Below are 20,485 nucleotides of genomic sequence, written 5' to 3' on the forward strand. Positions count from 1 at the left end.
GAGTGCTACCGGCCGGTGAACTGTAAACCTGCGATGAATACCGCTTTGGCGGTGGTACTCGTAGGCTCCAGGATCGTAAGCCGAACAGTTTCAACGTGGTCGGCGCCCACATAAAAGCCATGCCTTTTCCCGTTATTCGGCAATTCGATTGCGGGGTAAATCTCTTGATACAACCCGGCCTTGGCCCCCTTATGATGCACGGAAATCAGAATCTTCGACGGCTGCTGTTCCCCGGCTGGGGGGACGTACGTGGACGGTTGGCCCGTGATGAAGACGTAAACCAGGCGAATGTCCTCCCTAAACTTGGCCTCGAGGAAGTTCGCGTTCTTTCCTCTCTTAAGCTGTGCTGCCCAGTAGGTGTCCACAAAGGAGTCGGTCGCGAGTTCAGGCCTTCGGCTGTCATCAATTCTCCCTGACGCTACCGTAGATAGGGGTTTCTTGTGATCATTGAGAATTTCATCAAGGATCCTCTGCGGCGCACCGCTAATCGCCTCCCTATTGGCACTCGCCGCGCCGCCTGTAAGCCCGAGTACCGCCAGGAAGACTACGAATCGGACTGGGAATCGCCGGGACTTCGACAAGGGCCGGGTGCCCGCTGGCAACACCTTTTGGCTTTGCCGTCCAAACAGTAGGGTCCACCACGACTGACTCGGGTCGGCTTCGACAACGGGTTCGGGTGGCACCAGGCTGGCAACACACCGCCGGCAGAAGTTTTGATCGGCCTTATTTCGTGTACCGCATGTCGGGCAAACCAGCGGACCAGCGTCAGGGGAAGGCCCGTGGTTTCCGCGACGCCTTGGCGGGCCATTCGCGATCCGCTCGCCTGGCTGTACTGGGGCTGGCTCCTCGCCGACGGTTGATACGGGCTCCGTAGGTGCAGCTCCGGCGGGAGCCCTACGTTGCCCGATGACGACGTCTTTGTCGCCGCTCTGATGGGCAACTCCCCCGCCGGACTTACCACTGCCCATGACCCACCTTGGTCCACTTTCCGGTCCGCCTGGATGGTCATTCTTACCGCCACCTGAAGGGACAGGAATCTGCGGAAGCCTCTCAGTCTGCGGAGAAGTTGGGGACCCACGATGAGGTTCGATGGTCGACGGCTTGTTCCCGGGGCCTTCCTGCTTTGCCTGCCAGCCGAGATAGGCGCCGCAGGAACCGCAAAAGCTTTCATCGTCAGCATTGCGCGCGCTGCATTCGCCACAGATCAGCACTGCATCTCCTAGTCTTCCTTGGAGGAACTGGCCGATGAAAGCACTTCAACGGTGTGGGGAACGTGGGCTGGCTTCACAGAACTGATGATGCGCTCGAGCCGGGGCACGCTGACGTCCTTGGCGGCGTCGGCGTAAACCTTTACGTGCAGCTTCGCTGTGGCCTGGCCCGGGAGGTCTGCGCCGGGCGTCTGGGACCAGGCCGCACCGCCGCTGTCCTCGATGACGACGTCCCGGACTCCGCCGACGGCGAGCCGGACGGCATCGGCCAGGCCCGGGACCGTTCCGCGGCGCCGATGGATTTCTGCTGCATGGGCGACGACGTCCCGCCGTTGGTCCGTGGACCAGGAATCATGAACCCTGACCCCCACCCAGTCGGCCAGCCAGTCCAGGAAGTCCTCGGGCGCCAGTCGTGGATCCAGATAACATGCCAGCCCGTCCAGCGTGGTGAAGACCGGGGCGAGCGCATCGTCGAAAGCCAGCAGAAACCGCTGCAGGAAGGCGTCCTCCTGCAGTACCGCCGGAAGGCGGGAGGCCAGCGGTACTGCGCTGCCCAAGCCGGGCACCATGCCACGCATCTCAGGTTCCTTCCGAAACGCGGACCCTGTGATCAAACGAAAAGACCAGGGCATTGCGGTTGACTTCAATGCGCTGCTGCGGCTCTCCCCGCTTCCCCGTCAGGGGATCGGCGGCAAAGACGTAGACCTCGTCGACGATCTCCGTACCTGCAAGGCTCTGGAGGACAGCATGCACTTCGCCCGCATGGACGGGCCGGCCGAACGGCCAGCCTTCTCCGTCAGGCCCTCCACGGATCGGGTCGAAATAGCTGTAAAGGGCCCGCAGGGCGTCCACGCGCAGGCGTTCTGCGGAAACCCGGGGACGGGCGGTCAACTGCGCAACCACGGTCACACCGCGGTAAAACGGCGGTTCGACTAGCAGCCGGGCACCAACGGGACGGCGCTCATCCAAGTACCCGGCAACTTCGGCCAGCAACCCGGAATCAGGAACGAGGTCACGGAAGGTGAGCCGTCCATCCTTGTCCGGAACGGCCCCCGGCACCACGAGGATCCTCACCCCACCTGCCTCGTCAGCGCCGTCGGCTGGTATGCACCGCACCCTGGCAATGTCCGGGGCGGCACGCTTGGCGAGCTGTTCGTAGTCCTCTGCGGTAATGGCGCGGTCCCGGGTTCGCAGTGCGAGAGGGCCGCGTTCCTTTGCCTGCTCGATCGTTTCCCCCGCGACGCCGCCGTGAGCGCCGCGGCGGTTTTCCACGCTGTTGACAAAGGGGATGGAGGAACGCAGCACGGAGAGCGCCCGCGCGGCAACGTTCCCCCGTGGACCGCCTCCGGTGCTGTAGCACGGAATGCGAATAGGGCTGCCCGCCGGCGGCACGGCGCCATAGCTGCGGAGGGATCCATCAGGCTCCCGGACGGCCGGTGGAAAATGCACTACGCCCGTTGTCCGGTCGAGCACCATCACGCGGTCACCGGGTTCCGATCCGGCAAAGGAGTCGACTTCAGTCCACGTCTCCCAGCCGGAGCCGGCGGCGACTTCAACTACGAAGCCGTCACCGCCAGGCAGCACAGGGTGCCGGCCCAGTTCGAAGGACTGCCCGGGCACGCCTTCAGACATCCCGATCACCTCGTCGTAGATCGCCTCGGCGTGGACGGCGGGAACGGAACCGCCAATTGTAAACGCGGCGGCGGAATGCACAGTAGGGGAAGCGCTGTAGGACGGATAGCCGGCAAGAGGTTCCACCACACGGCACCTCAGCCATCCCGCCCGGGTGCCTCCCTGCACAGAGGCCGCATGTCGGTGTGGCAAATGGACCACCACGTCACCGGGACGGTTCAGCCCGCCCGTTCCGTCGCTGTCCAGGTCACACGGCACCCATGAGTCGCCGTCCCAGGCCTCCCAGACCAGTGGCGGATTGTTTGGGTTAACACCCACGCCCCTGACCTCGCACTCAAACCGCAGCACAACCGCACAGGAGGGTGCAGCGTCGTTCAATCCGAGCAGCAAGGCGTCGCCGGGCACCGGCGGCGAGCCGAAGCACGGGAAGCTGCTGTCTCCATGCAAGGCCTCAGTCCGGGCCACCGTTACTGCGCCGTCCGTCTGGGTCAGGACGTGTGCCAGCCGGCGCGGCGGTACGGTAAGCTCGCGGGTCGTGGCAAAAACGACTGCTTCCTCTTCCTCGGTGCGCCGTGTGGAAGCCTCAGTCCCCTTGGGTATGACGACGGCGTCGGGCTGCGGCGCCGATAGCCTCATCAGGAGCTCAACTGATGCAGCGGTGGGCGGATGGAGTGTGACGCCGAGCAATTCCAGGAACGCGATGTACAGGCGGTCGGGCACCCGGTTTAGCCGGTAAAAGAGCTCGTCCACCATGAAGGCGAACGTTTCGATAAGGGTTACGCCGGGGTCCGAGACGTTGTGGTCCGTCCATTCAGGGCAATAGTGCGCCACCATGCGCTTGGCATCATCCACCAGGTCCTGGAAACGGCGGTCATCAAGATTGGGTGAAGGGAGCATTAGGAAGCGGCCTCCTCGCCGTTGCGCGGAATGACATAGAAGGGGAAGACCAGGTTGCGTGGATCATTGGTGCCCCTGATGGTGTACTGCACGTCGATGAGGAGCAGGCCGGCGTCCACGCCCTCGAAGTTGACGGCTACATTCTCCAGGGTGATCCGCGGCTCCCAGCGGTCCAGGGCCACCCGCACGGCATAGGCGATGTCCCCGGCGGTTGCAGCGTTCGCGGGCGCGAAGACGTAGTCGTGGACGGAGCAGCCAAACTCCGGCCGCATGGGCCGCTCGCCGGGAGATGTCGCCAGGATGAGGTGGATGCTCTCCTCGATTTCACGCTGATCACGGACCAGCGCAATGCTGCCGGTGCGGTCCGTACGCAGCGGAAATGCCCATCCGGCACCGATGAACTCCTGCCCCACCTTGTTGCCCTCCTGCCGTTTTCCTGGCGCAGCTGGCGGCCAGACTCAGTTGATGCGGACCAAGCCGCCCTTGACGGTGGTGGTTGCGCCTCCGGAAAGTTCCGCCGTCGCATCCCCCGCCACCTTTACGCCCGGGGCTTTCAGCTCGGCCGTTGCGGTGCCCGAGATCTTCACCGCCGCGCCCTTCAGCTCAAGATCTGATAGGGCTTCCACGATGACCTTCTTGCCCTTAATCGTCACCTGGCCCGTCGTCGTCGTTACGGCAACGTCCTTCCTGGCTGTGACGTTGACCGGTCCTTCAGAGACGATCTCGATGGCCGCATCCGGTTTCTGGACGAGTGCAATCTTCTGTTTGCCGCCGCTGGTGCTCACCAGAACCTGTTCGCCGTCCGGAGATTCGAGGAACTCCACTAGCATCCCGGTGCGCGAGACGAAGGCCCGGCGGGTAACAGAGCCGTCGGTTGAGCCCACGTGGTCTGCCCACGGTTTGTCCGGCTGATCCTTGCCGTTGTACAGGCCGCCGAGCACGAACGGCTGTTGAAAACTGCCGTGGCCAAAGGCCACCAGGACCTCATCCCCCACTTCAGGGAGGACGACGGCGCCCCGCGAGGTCCCGGCCCCGGCCTGGATGGTGCGGGCCCACCAGCTCTCATAGTTGTCAGACAGGACGGGGAATTTCACCTTGACCCTGCCTTGGTTTTCCGGGTCCTTGGCCGCTGTGACGACCGCATTGACCACAGTCGGCACGGCGTCGCGGCCGTTGCCGCCAGCGGCTACCCCGTAGAGGGAACGCTCTGATTCGTGGCTGACGGTGAAGGTTGTGAGGTAGCCGGTATCAGGGCTGAATTCGTGGCGGGATGAGCTGAGTGTGTACTGGCCGTCGAAGGGCTTACCGGCGCCCTTGAGCACAACGGCAGTGCCGGCCCGTAGCTTGGGGTTGCCCCTGGCCAGGCCCTCGACTTCCGCGAAGGCTCCGCCGAGCCGGGAAGCGATGGAGGCTGCGGCAGCGTCGCATTGTGCGGCCTGGTCAAAAGCGGTCGGAGGCGCAACGTACCTGGGGCTTCCGAATTTCTTGGCGAGGGCGGCCGGGTCCACTTCAGGGAGCCTGGCACTGCGGGTCTGCGCCTGCGCGACGGCCACAATGGCCTTCTTTGCGGCGACATCCCAGCCCCGGACCTCCACGTCGGGGACCTGGTCGGCGGAGGTGACAGTGCCGCGCAGCGCTACAAGGTTCACCCCGCGCTCCAGGACCAAGGGGTCCTCCTTGGCCCCGCCGGTTCCTGCCGGGGCAGTGGCTGAGTCTGTCGACGGCGTGAAGTGCAGCTCACCGCCGGACACGGAAAGGACCACGCCGGATTCGACGGCGAGCCGGTGCAGGAAGTCCCAATCGCTGATGCCGTCCTGCGCCACATGCTGCAGGACAGGCCCCTTCGCAGCGATGGTTCCCGCCTTGATTCCGGCACGCTGGGCCACCTTCCGGACAATGTCCGCCGCCGTACTCTGCAAGTACGCCTCAACGCGCCGTCCGCGGAACAGTCTGTGCGAGTGGTCCAGGCCACGGACGATTGTGTATAGGCCCTCGTGGTCCATTTCTGTTTCCAGCGCGGTCACCTCGCCGGAAAGCAGCGGGACCGGACCGCCGGGCCCGCTCTGCTGCACGGACAGTTTCACGGGTGCACCGATAGCGAAGCCGGCCTTTTCCAGGACGAGGGAGAATTCATCGGTGAACCGGAGCAGGAACAGGTCCGGGACGTTGCTGCTGTCGTCGACATAGCCGGCAACGAGCCGTGCGGCCACATCGGGCGGGAGCGGCCGGCCGGCCACCTCCACCAGCAGCATGTTGCTGAACTCCTCGTTATGCGCCACGGACCACCTCCGGCATCCGGCTGCCGTTCGCCGGTGTCCCGGACGCGAGCTCGTCGACGGCGGGCAGCAACAGGGAACTGCCGGGACGGAGCCGCATGGGGTCATCGATCCCGTTCGCAGCTGCCACCGCCCGCCACAGGGATGGATCGCCGTATTCGCGGTAAGCAATTCCTGCCAGGGTGTCCCCTTCCACCAGCGTGTGGACCCGCCGCGGCACGAGTCCGCCGGAACTGGGGTTCTGCTTGGGCGGGTCTCCCGATATTTCCTCCAGCGTGACGGTGCAGATGGCCCGGACCGGCAGTCCAGCGGCCGTGAAGAGCGTGTACTTGGCCTGCACGCTGGATACGTACGCATGGAATTCCGTGAGCTTGCCCCATCGGAACATTACCCATGGCGGGGAAGCTTTTTTCTGCTTCAGTGAAGCTTCGGTGGGTGTGCAGCACGCAAACAGCGCCTTGACCCGCTGGACCACGGCGTCATCCTGCTTCCCGGAGGCGTCAAAGAACATCTCCAAGGACAGTTTGGAGGGCATGGGTCCCGTGTACTGCGGCGGACCCGCCTTGCCGTTGCCCTTGGCCTTTTCCCGGGCCCAGGAAGCTGACTTGCCCATGGTGAGTTCCTTAGGGTTGAACTGGAAATCAATCTGTCCGAGCCGCGGGCCCGGTTTGTCCAGTGATCCGTCTAGGGACGGTTCAAAGAGCTCCAGGTATGCGTGCGAAAGCTCGAGCGCCTTTTCCCCGCCGCGTCCGCCTGAGCCCCCGGCAGCGGTGGCAGCCGGATTGGTGGACCCAACCGCGCCCTTGGCCGGTGCCGGGGCTGCAACTGTGGCCACGTCTTCCTCCTCTCGTTAGCCGAGTTTGGCGACAAAGCCGTGGTGGGCGATTTCCAGGGTTTCCATGATCACTTTCGGCTGGTCGGGGTTGAAGGAGGGCCCTTTCCAACGGACGGGAACGACGTCGTAAAGTTCCCATCCGGCAATCTTGGTGCCGTTGGCGGTCATTGCTTCGATGGTGCCGGTGCAGCGGGTGTAGCCGGAGGCCATGCCTGCGAACCACTTGGCAATCTTCTCCGTGTCCTTCCCCAGAGGCCGGGTCAGGGTGATGTTCGGGTACTTGAGGCGGGTGGGCAGCTGCCAGATGAAGGCGTTGTTGCCGCCCTCTTCCCGCGTTTCAAGGACCACTTCGCAGCCGAGGCCCTCGCACGTGGAAAAGGTGCCCAAGTCCGCGTTGTCCAGCGCTACCGTGTAGCGGACACTGACGGCGGTGGCGACGTCCTCCAGCATGGCTTCCTCAATTCGAATCGGTACGCAGTCCGCGGCGCTCGCGGTCCAGCAGCATTTCGGCTTTGATACGACGGATGAGGGGCCCGGCCAGCCGTTTGGCCAGTTCCTCCAGCTGATCCGGGGTGACGGCTAGCGCCGACCCTGGCTTACCCGCCGTCGAGTGTTCCGTTGCCGGAGAGGCTGTGCCCACCTGGGGCGCCTGGCTGGCCTCTTCGGGTAACGAGGCAGCGGAGATCCCGGGCTCCGTGCTGCCCTGCCCGGTTGCTGCCCGGGCTGCATGGTCAGGGCCTTCCGGCAGGCTGAGCCGCTGGATGGTGCCGCTCGAGTCCTCTGCAGGACCGGTCGCTTCACCAGCCCGCGGTTCCGCTGCAGGTGCGGCCAGCGTCAGGGCAACTGGGTTCGGGGCGATTGGGTTCGGGGCGGGAGCATAAACGACGCCGTCGCCGTTGGTTTCGCGGGAATTAGAACGCGAGGGTGAATGGCCTGCGCCGGCCGGAACGGCTCCGCCGAAGTCCACCGTGCGTTGCAGGGACTGCACGGCCAGAGGCCGGATGCTCTGAAAAACACTTCCGACTGCGGCACTTGGCTTGGGCTCATCGGTCACCTCACCCAACGGCATCAATTCGTTGTAGCCGGGGGCGGCAGGACCACTTTCCCCTTGCTGGTAGCCGCTGTCTGAGTCGGCGCGGTAGGCAGCGGGCATCCGTTCGGGCCCGCTCATGCCCTTCGCCATGACACCGGCAGCACTTGAGCCGGGTGCCACGTCCCCGCCTTGGCCCGCAAAAGCACCCTGAATTGTGTGCGCGGAAGGGGTCAGCGGAACAGTCGATGCCGCAGGCTGCCGGACAGTCGGAGGGTTTGCCGCCATGCGCTGCCAGACCTCGGCCGTTGAACCACTGAGCGCTGGGCGGGAGGCACGTGGGATTGGCGCAGCACTTGGGATTGGCATAGCGCGTGGGATTGGCAGAGAAGGGGCAGGGCCAGAGGCCTGCGCTACGCGCTGCACCGTCCCGGCCGACGCCACCGCAGGCGCCGCCGATACCCAGGAGGCAGGAGATTGTGAAGCTCCGGCCGGCGCTCGCTGGCTGCCGTAAACGGCCACCGGCCCCGGCAGGTATGTCCTTGCCCCCCAATCGGGTGAATTCACCTGCCCGTACTCCGCCCGTTGAACAGGGTCCCCCTTTTGAACTGAGATCCCGTTTTGAACAGGGATCCCGTTGCCGGAGGGAATGCTGCCGTACTGAGGCTGCTCAGGTGGCCCGGTTTCACTGAGGAGATGACCGCTGCCGCCGAGGAGCTGACCGCTGACCACGGACGAAGCGGTTTCACCCGTTGAGATGAGGCTCGGCGCTGGCTCCGGGGCGTCGGGCACGTCGCCGAGATGGTCATCGGGCTGGAGCATCGAGGCAGCAACTTCCCTTGCCTCAGGTCCGCTCGTCTCCGGGCCGCCGTTCAGGCTGAGGTGCTGTGCCGGTTCGGCGGGAGTCAGCCGGGCGATGACAGGAAGGTCAGCAGTACGTTCTCCGGGAGACCGCTGGACGGGATGCCCCTGCAGGCCCGTTCCTTCTGCCGACGCAGTTGACGGCGCGGGCGTGGCTTCCGAAATCAGCGGCGCTGACGGCTCTTCTGCGGTCACCGGCTGCGAAGGTTGCAGGAGCCCGGTGGCCCCAGTCCCAGTGCCCTCGCCAGACCGGGAGACTCCGTCGCCAATCTGGTCCATGGCCTGAGCCGGGGCCGCGGCAGCTGCATCCGCCGGCGTGGCGGCAACGGCAACGTCGCCTGACTCCGCACCGTCATCCACGCTCCCGACGCCAGACGCCGATGACCGGCTGTCAGGGGCATTCCATGATTCAGAAACACTGACGCCAGGCGCGGCGGTTGCCCCCACCGCTGAAGCGGCGCCCGGCCTTGAGCGGGACTCCCCCGGATCCATCCGCTGTACGGGCGCCGCCTCAGGCGACACGTGCGTCCGCTGCACCGGCGAGACGTCGTCGTGCCCGTGCCGGGTGGGGGTGGTGGACAGGTCACGGGATTCGCACTGCGAGAACGACAGGGGGCGCCCGAGCCCTAACCGGCTGGGATACGGGGATATTGACACGGGCGGCAGGGCCGCCGGAGCCTGGACCCTGTCAGTGGTCCTGTCTTCAGCTGCGCGTTGAACGGCAGCAGGACCCGGCAGCGACACGTACGTGGCACTTCCGTCCGAGGCGCCGTCGGTCAAGTTCAGCCGGGATGCAAGCGCGATGTCCCAGCCGGTAGTGGCAGCTGATGGCGTGTCTGGTTCAGTGATTCGTTGTTCGGCGCTAAGTTCCGAACCGGGTTTGATCGCCTCCGGCGCCGCGAGGGGAAACGCGGGGGCTATGGAACCGGCCACTCGAGTTTGCGCGGCCCGGAGAGGCTGAGCCTGGCTAGGGGCTGCGGTTCTCTGTACGGCTGCCGCCGGTTGAACGGGGGCCGGCAGTTCCCCAGCCAGCTTTCCGCCGTCGTCAACCGCCGTTTCCGGTGCTGGACTGGCACCGGCCTCCGGCATCGTCGTGGGACGCTCTTCTGCGTCCCACACCCCCAACTCGCCCACGTCAGCTTCTTCCGGTGCCGGGGTCGGCGGCGAAGCCGGCGCGGCCCCCGGTGGGGCGTCCGCCGTGACTGTGCTGCGCTGCACCGCCGTCGGACGTTCCGTCTCGGCCGCAAATCCGCCCGTCCGGTGTGAGCGGGAGGGGGGAACGCGCAGCGTCATCTCGGGCGGCTCCGAACTGTGCGCTTCCCCGGTAACCGTGCCGCCGCCGTCGACGTCTATCACCCCCGGCGGCGCGTCATCGGACACAAAATGGCTCATGGCTGAGGTGAAGGACGGGTTGGTCCATGCGGCAAGGGAGGCGGCAAAGCGGCCCGGGCCGTGCGTCAGTTCCATAGGGCCGATGGTGCGCTGGAGCGGTGGCAGGAAGGCCCAGCCGGCGGGCGGTACCGGCAGCGGCTGCGCTACCGGTGGTGCCACCGCGTCGGGCGCAGATGTGGGGGCCCCGGGTTTGGGGCGCTCGCGTTGCCAGGGCCACCGCACGGTTCAGCGCTCCTGTGAAAGCCGCGTGTTGATCCCCGCGATCTCCCGGACATAGCGGAGCCGCTGGCCGTGTTCGAGGTCGAGGATGTCGTCGAGGGGCCAGTGGAAGTGATATGCCACGTACGCGACCTCCTCGTAGATCCTGTCGGCCGCGTACGTCATGATTCCCCCAGGCGACCACCGGCAAGATCCGCTGTGAAGCGGTGTGAGCACTCCGGGCAGGTAACGGCGATGCGGGTGTGGCCTTCGGCGTTGATCCTCCGGTAGAAATCCTGGAGGAAGGCGACGTCGGAGGCGAACATGTTTTCGACGACGGCGGAGGTCACGGCTGCCAGCGTGCCGAGTGAGGTGATGACCCTGCCCAGGAGCACTACCGTTGTGTAGGCCGCATTTTCTTGGACGCGGGCGTCGTAGAGCGGCAGCAGTTCGTCCCTGGCAGTGGCCAGTCGCATCACACCCGTCTTGTGGACGGTGCCGTCCTGGTCAACGTAGCCTCTGGGAAGCTCAAAGCTAAATTCGGTGCGAAGCGGCTGTCTTTCTGCCGCGCCGGTGGCCGCCCTTGGCGCGCCGGGACTGTCAGCCTCCAGGTCCGGCAGCACAGCGGCTCCGTGTGTGCGTTGCATCATGAGATGGTGGATTCGTCGTAGCAGATGACGAACTTCTCGGTGGCCTGCTCGGTGGCCCCCGCCTTGAGCGAATTCAACTCAACGCTTTTCACCCAGCAGTTGACGAAGTTGTACGTCTTCAGGGTTTCGCCTTTGTAATCGAGCAGGGCGACGGCGGCTGTCTTGCGGGCGCCGGCGACGTCGCCTTCCATGACTGTCTTGAGCCAGTCGGTGATGGTCTTGCTTTGCGTCAGACCACGCGTGACGGTCAACTCCCCTGCCTTGGGCCGGCCGATCAGCTGGCGGACAACATACTTGCCGTCCTTCGTCTGCTGCTTCAGCTCGATCTTGTCGACCTCGGTCTTGAGGCCGCTCACCTCGATCACCCTTGGCACTTCGATTCCGTCAATGGTGACCGTGAATCCATTTGCTGCTGAGTTGTCAAAATCGCCGAGGGCCATGGTCTTGCTCCTTTTGAACTGGAATTACTCGCTCACGAGGCTGGTGCCGCCGGAGAACTGGGAAAGCTGGAAAATAACAAACTCCGCCGGTTTCACCGGAGCAACACCGATCTGGCAGACCACCTGGCCGGCGTCGATGCCCTCCGCCGGGTTAGTTTCGGCGTCACACTTGACGAAGAATGCCTGCTCAGGGGTGACACCGAAGAGAGCGCCCTTGCGCCATTCGTTGGTCAGGAAAGCGCTGATGGTCCTCCGGATCCGTGCCCAGAGGGCGGGATCGTTGGGTTCGAAGACGGCCCACTGCGTGCCCTGCAGGATGGACTCTTCAAGGTAGTTGAAGAGCCGCCGGACGTTCAGGTAGCGCCATTCGGCGTCGCTGGAGAGGGTACGTGCGCCCCAGACGCGGATGCCGCGGCCCGGGAACGTGCGGATGCAGTTGACGCCGATGGGGTTGAGCAGTTCCTGCTCCGTCTTGGTGATCTGCGTCTGCAGGCTGGTGACGCCGCGGACCACCTCATTTGCGGGCGCCTTGTGCACGCCGCGGGTGTCGTCGTTGCGGGCCCAGACCCCTGCCATGTGGCCCGACGGAGGGACGAACCTGTTGGTACCGGTGGCGGGATCGAACACCTTGACCCATGGCCAGTAGAGCGCCGCGAACTTGGAGTCGAAGCCTCCGCCGTCCATCCGCCAGTCCTTGATCTGCTGCGCGTTGAGGTTGGGCGGCGGGTCGATGATCGCGACGCGGTCCCCCATCAGCTCGCAGTGGGCGATCGCCGCGAGCTGGACGGCCTTGAGGGTTTCCGCATCAATGGAGCCCTGCTCATAGGCGGCCATCAGGTCCGGAACAGCGACCATGGTCACCTCGTCCACCGCCTCCAGGCCGCTGAATCCGGTGCGGTCGGCGGCGTCGCCGACGTAGTCGTCGGCGTTCAGTTCGTCAGCGGTCGGGGGCTCTGGTTCGGGCTCGGGCTGGACCAGCTGGATGGTGCCCTTGTCCGGCTTGACCAAGGCGCCGCCGGTGGCGATTTCCTCGAGGGTGACGATCTTCGATTCCGCGCTGACCTTCGTGGCTGCGTTGTTTGGGCCCCGCTTGGTGGTGACGTTGTCCCAGACCTCGGGTGGCTTGCCCTCGACCGTGATGACGATCTTGAACTGGTCCTCTGACGGGTTCTCGCCGCCGGCGTCGGCTATCTCCACGGAGACGGGCTTCGGGTTGGCCGCGTTGGATTTGGCGGTCAGCCGGTAGCCGCCTATTTCGGCGGTCGGCGCGGCTGTCACGGCCTTGGGCGCCTGCTTCGGTTTTTCGTCACGTGCTCCGTCGGCCCCGATGCGCACGACGTAGCAGTTTCCTCCCCCGTTGAGGAAGTAACCGTAGACAGCGTGGGCAAGATACGAGCCGGGGATGAAGTCCCCAAAGGTTTCGGCGAACTGCGTCCAGTTGGATACCAGGGTTGGTTGGTTGTCGGGCCCTTTCGAGGCGAGCCCGACGAACGCGGCGACCGCGGTGCCTACCCCTTCGATCGGCCGAGTGCCTGCCTCAACCTCGTTCACGTACACACCGGGCGAAAGATAGTTCGGCATTTTGTCTCCTCGTTGAACCCAAAACGTGGTTCAAGGGTCACGCCGAGACGGGGTGCGGCGGTACGGCTATGCGGATGCGCTCACGGGAAGGATGGGGTGCACGAAGGGGCAGAGAGCATTCGGATTCGAGGGCGCGTTCACAGTGAATTAGCAGCAGCTGCAGGTGAAGAGGGCACACCTTCCGATCAGAGCTTTCGCTCTGCGACGGTTCCACGGCAGGGACGCTTGAGGTGGATTCTAAATCCCTCTGCGTGCTTCACCATAAAAGTCTCGTAGCAGCTTGAGCATCGACTCTTTGGTGGGAACTAGGTGTGGAGTTGCCATGCCGTGCGCCCGCAACTCCTGCGCTATGTGTGTCTGTGTTTGGAGGACCCAGGCAGACCAACGTTGCCTCACTTGGTCAACGAGCATGGTGACCCTCACCTGACTGCGGGCGATCGACTCTGACTTCAGTCGCCCGGAGTCTCCAAGGGGCAGATGGGTAGCTGGTCCGAGCGCTGACCCACTCGCCATCACCTCGCCGAGATTTGCGGCACCGGATTGAACCAGCGCATGAGACATTGCTGTTGTCGTCGCGATCGGTTGCTGTACAAGTCCAAACCCTCTGTCTAGGAATCGAAGGGGCTCGATCACGTGCGTCAATTGCGTCACTGCTCGCAGCGCGGCACCAGGTGGCAGAGAACTTCGACCCGTTCGCATAGGCGCGTTCGGATCGCCATGGAACCCATGGGCCACCAGCAACTCGGGCGTAGGAGTGCGACCTTCTCGGGAAATCAACTGCATTAAGCGACTGATCTGCGCATCTGTCATCCCGTTGTCCCGGAGGTTTCGGACCACCCCCATGACCTTGCCTGTCTCAGCGGTCGCCGACGTCGATCCGTAGGCGCCAACTTCGTTCAGCTTGACGTTATGTGGCTGGCTACGGTTCGGGTTCAGCATCTCGGTCAACTGGCCGCCTGCCGAGGAGGACGTGGCAATGGCGAAACGTGGAACGTCGCTCGAACCTGACTGACGGTGGGCCTCCAAGGCGCCACGTCTCGCCACAATCTGTTCAGCGCTTGAAAGGCCTTCGACCGAAGCTGGGACGTGGGTGGTCGCTCCCATGGCCGGGACCCCACGCCTGGCCACGGAACCCGCATACGCTTGCTCGTGCGGCCCCCGCACCACCAGTGCCGACGATCCCTCAAGCCCCGTTGCGAAAAACTGACGCTCCACCTCCGCCGCAGTTCGGGCAAATTCCACCGCAGCAATCGACTCGTCTTCGTACGCAATCACGTCTGTCAGCCGGACTGCAGTTGGGTTGATAGCACCAGATATAGCCCAATGCGTTCCCTGCTTGATGGGTTTGAGCTCGGTTAGACCGTACCTGAGCTTGACTACAGACAAGAGAGGCGCCAGTAGGCGGTTGGCAACCTTTCGCCCAGCGAATCGACGGACCGCCGACTCCGCGGCGGCCATGCCCATATCCAGACGCTTCTGCTTGCCCTCAGGCGAGTCGTCCCCGCCGCGGATCTTCGCCAGCGCCTTCTGCCCGAGCTTCTTCCCACCGGCCTTCACCTTGCCGGCAATCCCCTTAAGCCCCCGAATGATCGGGCCGGCCAGCTTCAGGCCGGAACTGATCACGAAGTCGAGGGCCTGGTTGACCGGCTTCTGGAGCTTCTGGATGATCTCGCGGATCTTCTGGCCGATGCCGCCCAGGCCGATAGCGCTGGCCAGGAAGCCGATGAGGATCGGAACCATCTGGCCCAGGACGTCCTCGATCTTGTTCACCACGGCGCTGACGTTGCCGCGCACGACGTCGGCGACCGAGTCGATGACGGTGTTGACGAACTTCATGATCCGCTCGGCGTTGTTGACGAAGAACATCACGACGTCGTAGATCAGCTTGCAGGCCTTGATGAATGCCGCGGCCGGGTTGAGCAGGCCGATCAGCCACGTGATGCCCGCGGTGATGATCTTGGTGATGACGAAGTCCTTGACCTGCTCCAGGATCATGTTCTTGACGTTGCCGAGCTTTTCTAGGAGCATCTGCCACAGTCCCGCCAGGCCCTGGCTCGCGATGACCTGGAAGATCTCCACGCCCTTCTCCACGGCGGCCATGGCCGGCTCACCGATCTGCTTGACGAGCCGGTTGCGGATGTTGGTCCACGTGAGTCCGAAGATGGAGGCCAGCAGCTTGATGATGCCCTTGACGTCGAACGTGTCCGGAAGCTCGATCCCGCCCTCGGCCAGCGCGCCGAACAGCCAGCCCATGAGGCCCTTCTTCAGGTGGCTCAGGATGTTGTCCTTGAACCTGAGGATGCCGCCCTTGACGCCCTCGATCAGATGGCCCAGGAAGGCAACCGGGTTCTTGATGATGTCCCCGACCACTCCTGCCGCGCGGGATAGGACGTTCCGAAGCATCGAAGCCAGTTCGCGGATGGTGTTGACGATGGCCTTGATCGCTCCGATGGCCTTGTCGACGAGGCCCTTGTTCTCCGCCTGCAGCGCCTCGATGCGCTCGTCCAGGCCCTTGCGTGCCTCGACGTACTTCGTCGCCAGGGCGTCCACCACGGACTCCTGCTTCGCATTGACATCGGATTCGAGCTGCGAAAACTTGTCGCCGATCTCCTTGGTCGCCTCGGCACCGACTTTCTGCAGGCCAGCGGGCAGGCTCTTGACGTAGGCAGCAATCTCGGCCCGGCCCTTGGCAATGCGCTGCTTGGCCGCGGCGAGGTCACCACCGACGATGTCCGCAACGTGTGAAATCACGGTGTCCATCTGCTGCAGGTAAAGCTCCCGGCCGGCCTCGTAGAATTCGTTGACCTTGGCGGGCATGCCGGCGATCTTGTCCTTAAGCCACCGGTACCCGCCCAGCCAGCCTCCATACCGGTCCTTCTTATAGGCAGACATCTTGGCGTCGACATAGGCCTCGAAGGAGGCCCGCGCGCCGGCCTCGCCTTTCTCAAAGGCGGCCTCCACCTTGGGGTCAATCCCGTCCAGGATCTTCTTCACATCGGCTTCAGTGGCGGCAAAGATCCCCTGGACTCTCGCCGTGACCTCCGCGCGCCTGGCCTCATCCTTCGATTTGGTCTTCCCCTTGTCCGCCACGAGGTTGGCCAGCGCTGCCGCGCGGGCCCCCTGCATTCCCGTGACGCCTGCCGCCGTCTCCGCCGATGCCTCCGCCTTGCCCTGCTGCAGCACCTGCTGCTCCTGCTGGCGGAACTCGGCGGGGGCAGTTTGGGCATGCTCCGCGGCCGCCTGCTTGTCGGCCAGGCCCTGCTGGAACTCCGGTTCATTGGACTGGGCCAGCTGCTGGTCACTGACGCCGGCGTCGGCCATCTCCTGGTTGGCCTGGTGGGTGCCGGCGGCGAGGTTGAGCTGTTCCGGCGGCGCCGGCTTGGGGACAGCACCGGCTGCGGGGACGGGGGCGGCCTGGCCGGGCTGTTCCTGGGCCATCGGTGTGACTGGTTTCGGGACGGCCTTGGACTGGTCGGGCGGGGCTGCCGTGGCGGCCTCGATATCCTTGGCCTGGCCCTCCTCGCCCTGTGTGACGAGGCCCTTGACCTGTCCTTTTGCTTCCCCCGCCTTGCCAGACTTCTTGTACTCGTCGGCCTCCTGGAGCGTCTTCGGCGACTTCGCCTCAATGGCGGCTTTGACCGCGGCAATGAACGCTTTCTTGTCGAAGGACCCCGCCTGCTGGGCGTCCATCTGGTCGACTTTGGCCGCCTTGGCCTGGCCGGCCACGTCGTCGGATGGGGGAAGCGCGGCAGCCTGGGCCTCCTTGGCCTTGGAAGCGGCAGGAGGATGCGCCCTTCGCGACTGCGCCACTCCCTTGATAGTGCCGGTGACCTGGCTGAAGGCAGGATCCTCCTCGGGCCTGACCTGGGCCGGTGCCACGGGCGGCTGCAGGAGCTTGTCGGCGGACAGTGCGGCCGGGGCAACCGGCGCGACGCCCCCGCCGCCGGACACGGCCGCGGCCGGCGCCGGCGCAGGACTCTTCCCTCCTGCCGGTACCTTGCCCGGGCCGCCCGTTTTGGCCCGTGCGGCTTTTCCAAGCGGGCTGACCGCAGGCACCGGCTTCGGCGGCGGCACCGGCTTCTTCCCTGCGACCTGCCCTGGATCGAATCCAGTCCGAGTCACCGCCAGGGCCGCGGCAGGCGGCTTGGGTCCTTCCAGGTCCACAGGGATGCCGGCGGTGCTGGCGGCCTTAAGGCCCTTCTCGACCGTGGGGACGGCGGGCTCGCTTTTTCGGATCTCCGTCAGCGCTGCGTCGATCTCGGCGACAGCCTGCTCCCCCGGCGATTTCTGCTTCGCTGCCATGAGTGCGCCCACAGCCGCATTCCCGGCCTGACGTTGCAGCGCCAGCACGCCACGGGGATCCATGCCAGCCGCCGTCGGGCCGCCTGCCCGCCGCCTGCCCAAACTCAGGGCGCTACTAATTTCGCTTCTTGCGGCGCCGCTGGCAGGGCGCGAGGCGGCAGGTCCGGCGCGCTGCGCCGAAACCTTCCCCGCCTGGCTCTGGAACCCAGTCGACATGGCCTTCCCCGGCCGAACTAACCGGATTCTTCCTCTTCAGCCTCGTCGCGCTGGACTGCCGCGCCGGCCATGAAGGAACCTTGCGCCGTCTCTTTCTCCTCGTCCTCGTCCTCGCGCTGGACCGCCGCATCCTCCGCCTGGCGCTGTACGACGGCGGAACCCCCCTCGACGCGCTGGGCCGCCGGAGCGGCAGGCGCCGACATGGCCCGCTCCGCGGTTGCTGCCGCCTCCCGTTCGAACCGGTCCGACGGATCGCTGACCCGGACACCCGTGCCTGTGGCGGTCCCGTCCACCGGGCCGCTCCGCTGCTGGACCACGTGGGTAAGTTCATGGGCGAGCATCGTCCGGCCGGTGTCCGAGCCCGGATCGTATTTGTCCCGCTGGAAGACGATGTTGGATCCGACGGTGTAGGCGTGCGCGTTCACGGACGCCGCCGAATCGTGTGCCGCATCTCCGGTATGGACACGGACGTCCGAGAAACTGTGGCCCAGCCGGCCCTCCATGTCCGCCCGCACCGGCTCTTCCAGGGGCTGCCCGCCCCCGGAGGAAACGACGTCGAGCACGGGCGAGCGTTCCTCCTCCGCCACCCCGCGGACGCCGCTGTTGCCGACGGCGCGCTGAAGCGCCAGAATGCCCCGGGACCCGACGACGTCGGTCCGGCCGGCGGCCGCCGCCTTGTACAGCAGCGCCGGATCCGGCGCCTCGGCCCGTGGTGATTTGGCCCGTAAGCTGTCCGCGTCGGGCTGGTCGTAGTCGTGGCTGTGCATCGTGCGCCCCTTTCGTCGGACCTACACCGACGATCCCCCCTCCAGTCCGGCCCTACAAGCGCCGCCACGGCGCCGGAAGAGGCAGCCGTTTCTGCCCCTACGGGCAAGGCCGCGTGTCTCAGCCCATGGAGTTCTTCGCCGTCGACAGCATTCCCCAGTACGGGCCGAATTCGCTCTCCAGCATCAGCCGTCCCAGTTTGCGGTACTCCCGCTGCACGGCGGTGACGAGGTGCCTCATGGTGACGGTCCCGCCGTCGTCGGCTGCCAGGTAGGCGGCCGTAATGGCGGAAGAGCGGATGGAGCCGCCCGCCAGCTCAAACGCCTTCCCCAGGAAGGCGAGGTCGAGGTCCGCGGAACGGTCCAGCGTCCGAAGGCACCGGTCCCACAGCACAGTGCGGTGGGCGGCGTCCGGCAGCGGGAAGTCCACCAGGACATCCAGCCTGCGGGTGAACGCCTCGTCAATGTTGGCGCGCAGGTTCGTTGCCAGGATGGCCAGTCCGTCGAAGGTCTCCATGCGCTGGAGCAGGTAGGCGCTTTCAATGTTGGCGTACCGGTCGTGGGCGTCCTTTACCTCGGAGCGGCGGCCAAAGACGGCATCTGCCTCGTCAAACAGCAGCACGCCGTTGACTCCCGCCGCGGCAGCAAAGATCCGCTCCAGGTTCTTCTCTGTCTCTCCCACATATTTGTCGACGACGGTGGCCAGGTCCACCACGTAAAGGTCCAGTCCCAGCTCCCCGGCCACCACTTCGGCGGACATAGTCTTGCCGGTTCCCGAATCTCCCGCGAACAGTGCCGCTACCCCGTGCCCGCGGCCGGCTCCAGGACGCATGGACCAGTCGCCCAGCACCCTTTCACGGTGCCTGGCCCGCAGCGCGACCTCCTGAAGTGCCTGAAGTACCGCATCCGGCAGAACCAGGTCACCCCAGCCGACCGCCGGCTCGATCCGCCGGGCCAGCCGGTCCAGGGCCGAACCGTTCTCTCCCCGTGCCCCGGCCCGCAGCTGCGCCGCAGTGGCCCGCCCGTCCTCTGCTAAAGCCGCCTGCACAAGCGCCGATCCGGCCGCACGGACAACCTGCTCCGGCCGCAACCTGAAAGCCGATGTTGCAGCCTCCACGTCAAGCCCGTCATGTGACCCAAGGGCCGCCCGCCACAACTCCAGCCGCTCGTTCGAAGAACTTGCGGCAACGTCGACCAGCAGCGGCGGCCGGCTGGTCCACGCTGGATCCCATACCGCGTCACCGACGAACAGCACCGGCTGCGGTTCGGCGTGGAGCACTTCCAGTACCTGGGGGTGATCAGATATTGCGGCAAGGGGAGCTGCGACCAGGCCGGCGCCCCTGAGCCTTGCCTCCCGCACTGCGGCGTCCACCAGCGCAAGGGGTTCCCGCTCATTCGCCAGCCGTCCCAGGTCCAAGTGGATCGCCGGGTAACCGCTGGAACTGAGTGCCTCCGCCGCGAGAATCCGCCCGGATCCTGTTGCGGGTTCCCGCAGATAAGCCAACCGGATACCCGCGTCGAGCGCCCTTGCCAGGGGGCCCGGATCACCCCACGTGACCTCGGGGGGTGACGCCAGGACTGCGGCGAGCGCAGGATCGGGGGCATCATCTCCCAGCAGATGCCCGACGACGCGGTCCGGCACCCGCAGCGCCCTTCCAGGCAGAGGGCGGTCCGGATCCTCAACGGCCAGCAGGCCGCCCCAAATGAGTGGCCCGGACAGCAGGCGTGCGCGGGCGCCGGCGGCATAGAGCGGTTCGCCACACAGGGCCAATGCAACAGCCACTGACGGGCGGCGGCGCGTGACGTCATCGTTCAAGTACCCGAAGAACTGTTCGAAACGTGGATCCAGGTCGGCGGCGAGCGCCACCAGCAAGAGGTCTACGTCGAGACCTGACAGTCCGAATTTATCTGCGAGGTTCCGCAGCCTCAGCGGGTGACCCGCCGCCTGGGCCGTTTCAGCCAGTTCCTCGCATTCGCGGTACCGTGCTGACGCCGCACCCAGCCCGCCATTGCTGTTCCGCAGAGCGGGCTGTTCTCCCTCAAGCAGCCGGTCCACTGCCTCGTCACTGAGATACAGCCCCCGGAACGGGTCGTCAGGCTGCGGGTCCTCGGCGCGGCGCATCGCAACGAGGAGACGGATGCGCTCCTCGACTACGCTGATTCTTCCCAGCAGGTGCGCCAGGCTCGGATTCTGCCCCATACG

Annotated in this window: 15 protein-coding genes and 1 pseudogene; all 16 read right to left on the minus strand. The window is 65.5% G+C overall.

The annotated features are described in order from the left end of the window. Positions 1-5: 5 nt before the first annotated feature. On the minus strand, positions 6-581 hold the full coding sequence (locus tag BWQ92_RS23715; RefSeq protein WP_157365239.1) for a hypothetical protein: 576 nt from the start codon (positions 579-581) through the stop codon (positions 6-8). A gap of 111 nt (positions 582-692) precedes the next feature. Then, positions 693-968 (minus strand): annotated as a pseudogene (locus tag BWQ92_RS24775) (hypothetical protein); the annotation flags it as partial. A 251-nt stretch (positions 969-1,219) separates the two neighbouring features. After that, positions 1,220-1,786: a phage tail protein I gene (locus BWQ92_RS22105; protein ID WP_076803266.1), complete on the minus strand. Its 567-nt coding sequence runs from the start codon at positions 1,784-1,786 to the stop codon at positions 1,220-1,222. A 1-nt stretch (position 1,787) separates the two neighbouring features. Continuing rightward, positions 1,788-3,737, minus strand: a complete 1,950-nt coding sequence (locus BWQ92_RS22110) for a putative baseplate assembly protein (RefSeq protein WP_076803267.1) — start codon at positions 3,735-3,737, stop codon at positions 1,788-1,790. Next, complete coding sequence (locus BWQ92_RS22115; protein ID WP_076803268.1) at positions 3,737-4,150, minus strand: GPW/gp25 family protein; 414 nt, start codon at positions 4,148-4,150, stop codon at positions 3,737-3,739. The genes BWQ92_RS22110 and BWQ92_RS22115 overlap by 1 nt, the downstream gene beginning before the upstream one ends. A gap of 45 nt (positions 4,151-4,195) precedes the next feature. After that, positions 4,196-6,016 (minus strand): VgrG-related protein, encoded by a 1,821-nt coding sequence (locus BWQ92_RS22120; protein WP_083706399.1) that lies wholly within the window; start codon positions 6,014-6,016, stop codon positions 4,196-4,198. Continuing rightward, positions 6,006-6,848: a CIS tube protein gene (locus BWQ92_RS22125; protein ID WP_076803269.1), complete on the minus strand. Its 843-nt coding sequence runs from the start codon at positions 6,846-6,848 to the stop codon at positions 6,006-6,008. The genes BWQ92_RS22120 and BWQ92_RS22125 overlap by 11 nt, the downstream gene beginning before the upstream one ends. 15 nt (positions 6,849-6,863) lie before the next feature. Continuing rightward, positions 6,864-7,298, minus strand: a complete 435-nt coding sequence (locus BWQ92_RS22130) for a phage tail protein (RefSeq protein WP_076803270.1) — start codon at positions 7,296-7,298, stop codon at positions 6,864-6,866. A 7-nt stretch (positions 7,299-7,305) separates the two neighbouring features. Then, positions 7,306-8,061, minus strand: coding sequence for a hypothetical protein (locus BWQ92_RS22135; RefSeq protein ID WP_076803271.1), 756 nt, complete (start codon positions 8,059-8,061; stop codon positions 7,306-7,308). Between the two features lie 2,295 nt (positions 8,062-10,356). After that, positions 10,357-10,515, minus strand: a complete 159-nt coding sequence (locus BWQ92_RS23720) for a DUF6760 family protein (RefSeq protein WP_157365240.1) — start codon at positions 10,513-10,515, stop codon at positions 10,357-10,359. Next, on the minus strand, positions 10,512-10,979 hold the full coding sequence (locus BWQ92_RS22140; protein WP_216639956.1) for a hypothetical protein: 468 nt from the start codon (positions 10,977-10,979) through the stop codon (positions 10,512-10,514). The genes BWQ92_RS23720 and BWQ92_RS22140 overlap by 4 nt, the downstream gene beginning before the upstream one ends. Then, a complete protein-coding gene (locus BWQ92_RS22145; protein WP_076803272.1) occupies positions 10,976-11,419 on the minus strand; it encodes a phage tail protein in 444 nt (147 codons plus the stop codon). The genes BWQ92_RS22140 and BWQ92_RS22145 overlap by 4 nt, the downstream gene beginning before the upstream one ends. Positions 11,420-11,443: 24 nt before the next feature. Further along, positions 11,444-13,000 carry a phage tail sheath family protein gene (locus BWQ92_RS22150; RefSeq protein ID WP_076803273.1) on the minus strand — a complete coding sequence of 519 codons (1,557 nt, stop codon included), beginning with the start codon at positions 12,998-13,000 and terminating at the stop codon, positions 11,444-11,446. Between the two features lie 237 nt (positions 13,001-13,237). Beyond that, complete coding sequence (locus BWQ92_RS22155) at positions 13,238-17,365, minus strand: hypothetical protein (protein WP_216639957.1); 4,128 nt, start codon at positions 17,363-17,365, stop codon at positions 13,238-13,240. A gap of 170 nt (positions 17,366-17,535) precedes the next feature. Next, positions 17,536-18,285 carry an eCIS core domain-containing protein gene (locus BWQ92_RS22160; RefSeq protein ID WP_076803274.1) on the minus strand — a complete coding sequence of 250 codons (750 nt, stop codon included), beginning with the start codon at positions 18,283-18,285 and terminating at the stop codon, positions 17,536-17,538. 118 nt (positions 18,286-18,403) lie between these two features. Next, positions 18,404-20,482, minus strand: a complete 2,079-nt coding sequence (locus tag BWQ92_RS22165) for an ATP-binding protein (protein WP_076803275.1) — start codon at positions 20,480-20,482, stop codon at positions 18,404-18,406. Positions 20,483-20,485: the final 3 nt, after the last annotated feature.

Source organism: Arthrobacter sp. QXT-31 (genome assembly GCF_001969265.1).
Taxonomy (GTDB): domain Bacteria; phylum Actinomycetota; class Actinomycetes; order Actinomycetales; family Micrococcaceae; genus Arthrobacter.

What these genes read in the sequence shown, in the direction of transcription:
- BWQ92_RS22150 (WP_076803273.1), bottom strand. Translation starts at nt 13,000, where the DNA reads ATGCCGAACTATCTTTCGCCCGGTGTGTACGTGAACGAGGTTGAGGCA.
- BWQ92_RS22165 (WP_076803275.1), bottom strand. Translation starts at nt 20,482, where the DNA reads ATGGGGCAGAATCCGAGCCTGGCGCACCTGCTGGGAAGAATCAGCGTA.
- BWQ92_RS22130 (WP_076803270.1), bottom strand. Translation starts at nt 7,298, where the DNA reads ATGCTGGAGGACGTCGCCACCGCCGTCAGTGTCCGCTACACGGTAGCG.
- BWQ92_RS22145 (WP_076803272.1), bottom strand. Translation starts at nt 11,419, where the DNA reads ATGGCCCTCGGCGATTTTGACAACTCAGCAGCAAATGGATTCACGGTC.
- BWQ92_RS22105 (WP_076803266.1), bottom strand. Translation starts at nt 1,786, where the DNA reads ATGCGTGGCATGGTGCCCGGCTTGGGCAGCGCAGTACCGCTGGCCTCC.
- BWQ92_RS22155 (WP_216639957.1), bottom strand. Translation starts at nt 17,365, where the DNA reads ATGGATCCCCGTGGCGTGCTGGCGCTGCAACGTCAGGCCGGGAATGCG.
- BWQ92_RS23720 (WP_157365240.1), bottom strand. Translation starts at nt 10,515, where the DNA reads ATGACGTACGCGGCCGACAGGATCTACGAGGAGGTCGCGTACGTGGCA.
- BWQ92_RS22110 (WP_076803267.1), bottom strand. Translation starts at nt 3,737, where the DNA reads ATGCTCCCTTCACCCAATCTTGATGACCGCCGTTTCCAGGACCTGGTG.
- BWQ92_RS22160 (WP_076803274.1), bottom strand. Translation starts at nt 18,285, where the DNA reads ATGCACAGCCACGACTACGACCAGCCCGACGCGGACAGCTTACGGGCC.
- BWQ92_RS22140 (WP_216639956.1), bottom strand. Translation starts at nt 10,979, where the DNA reads ATGATGCAACGCACACACGGAGCCGCTGTGCTGCCGGACCTGGAGGCT.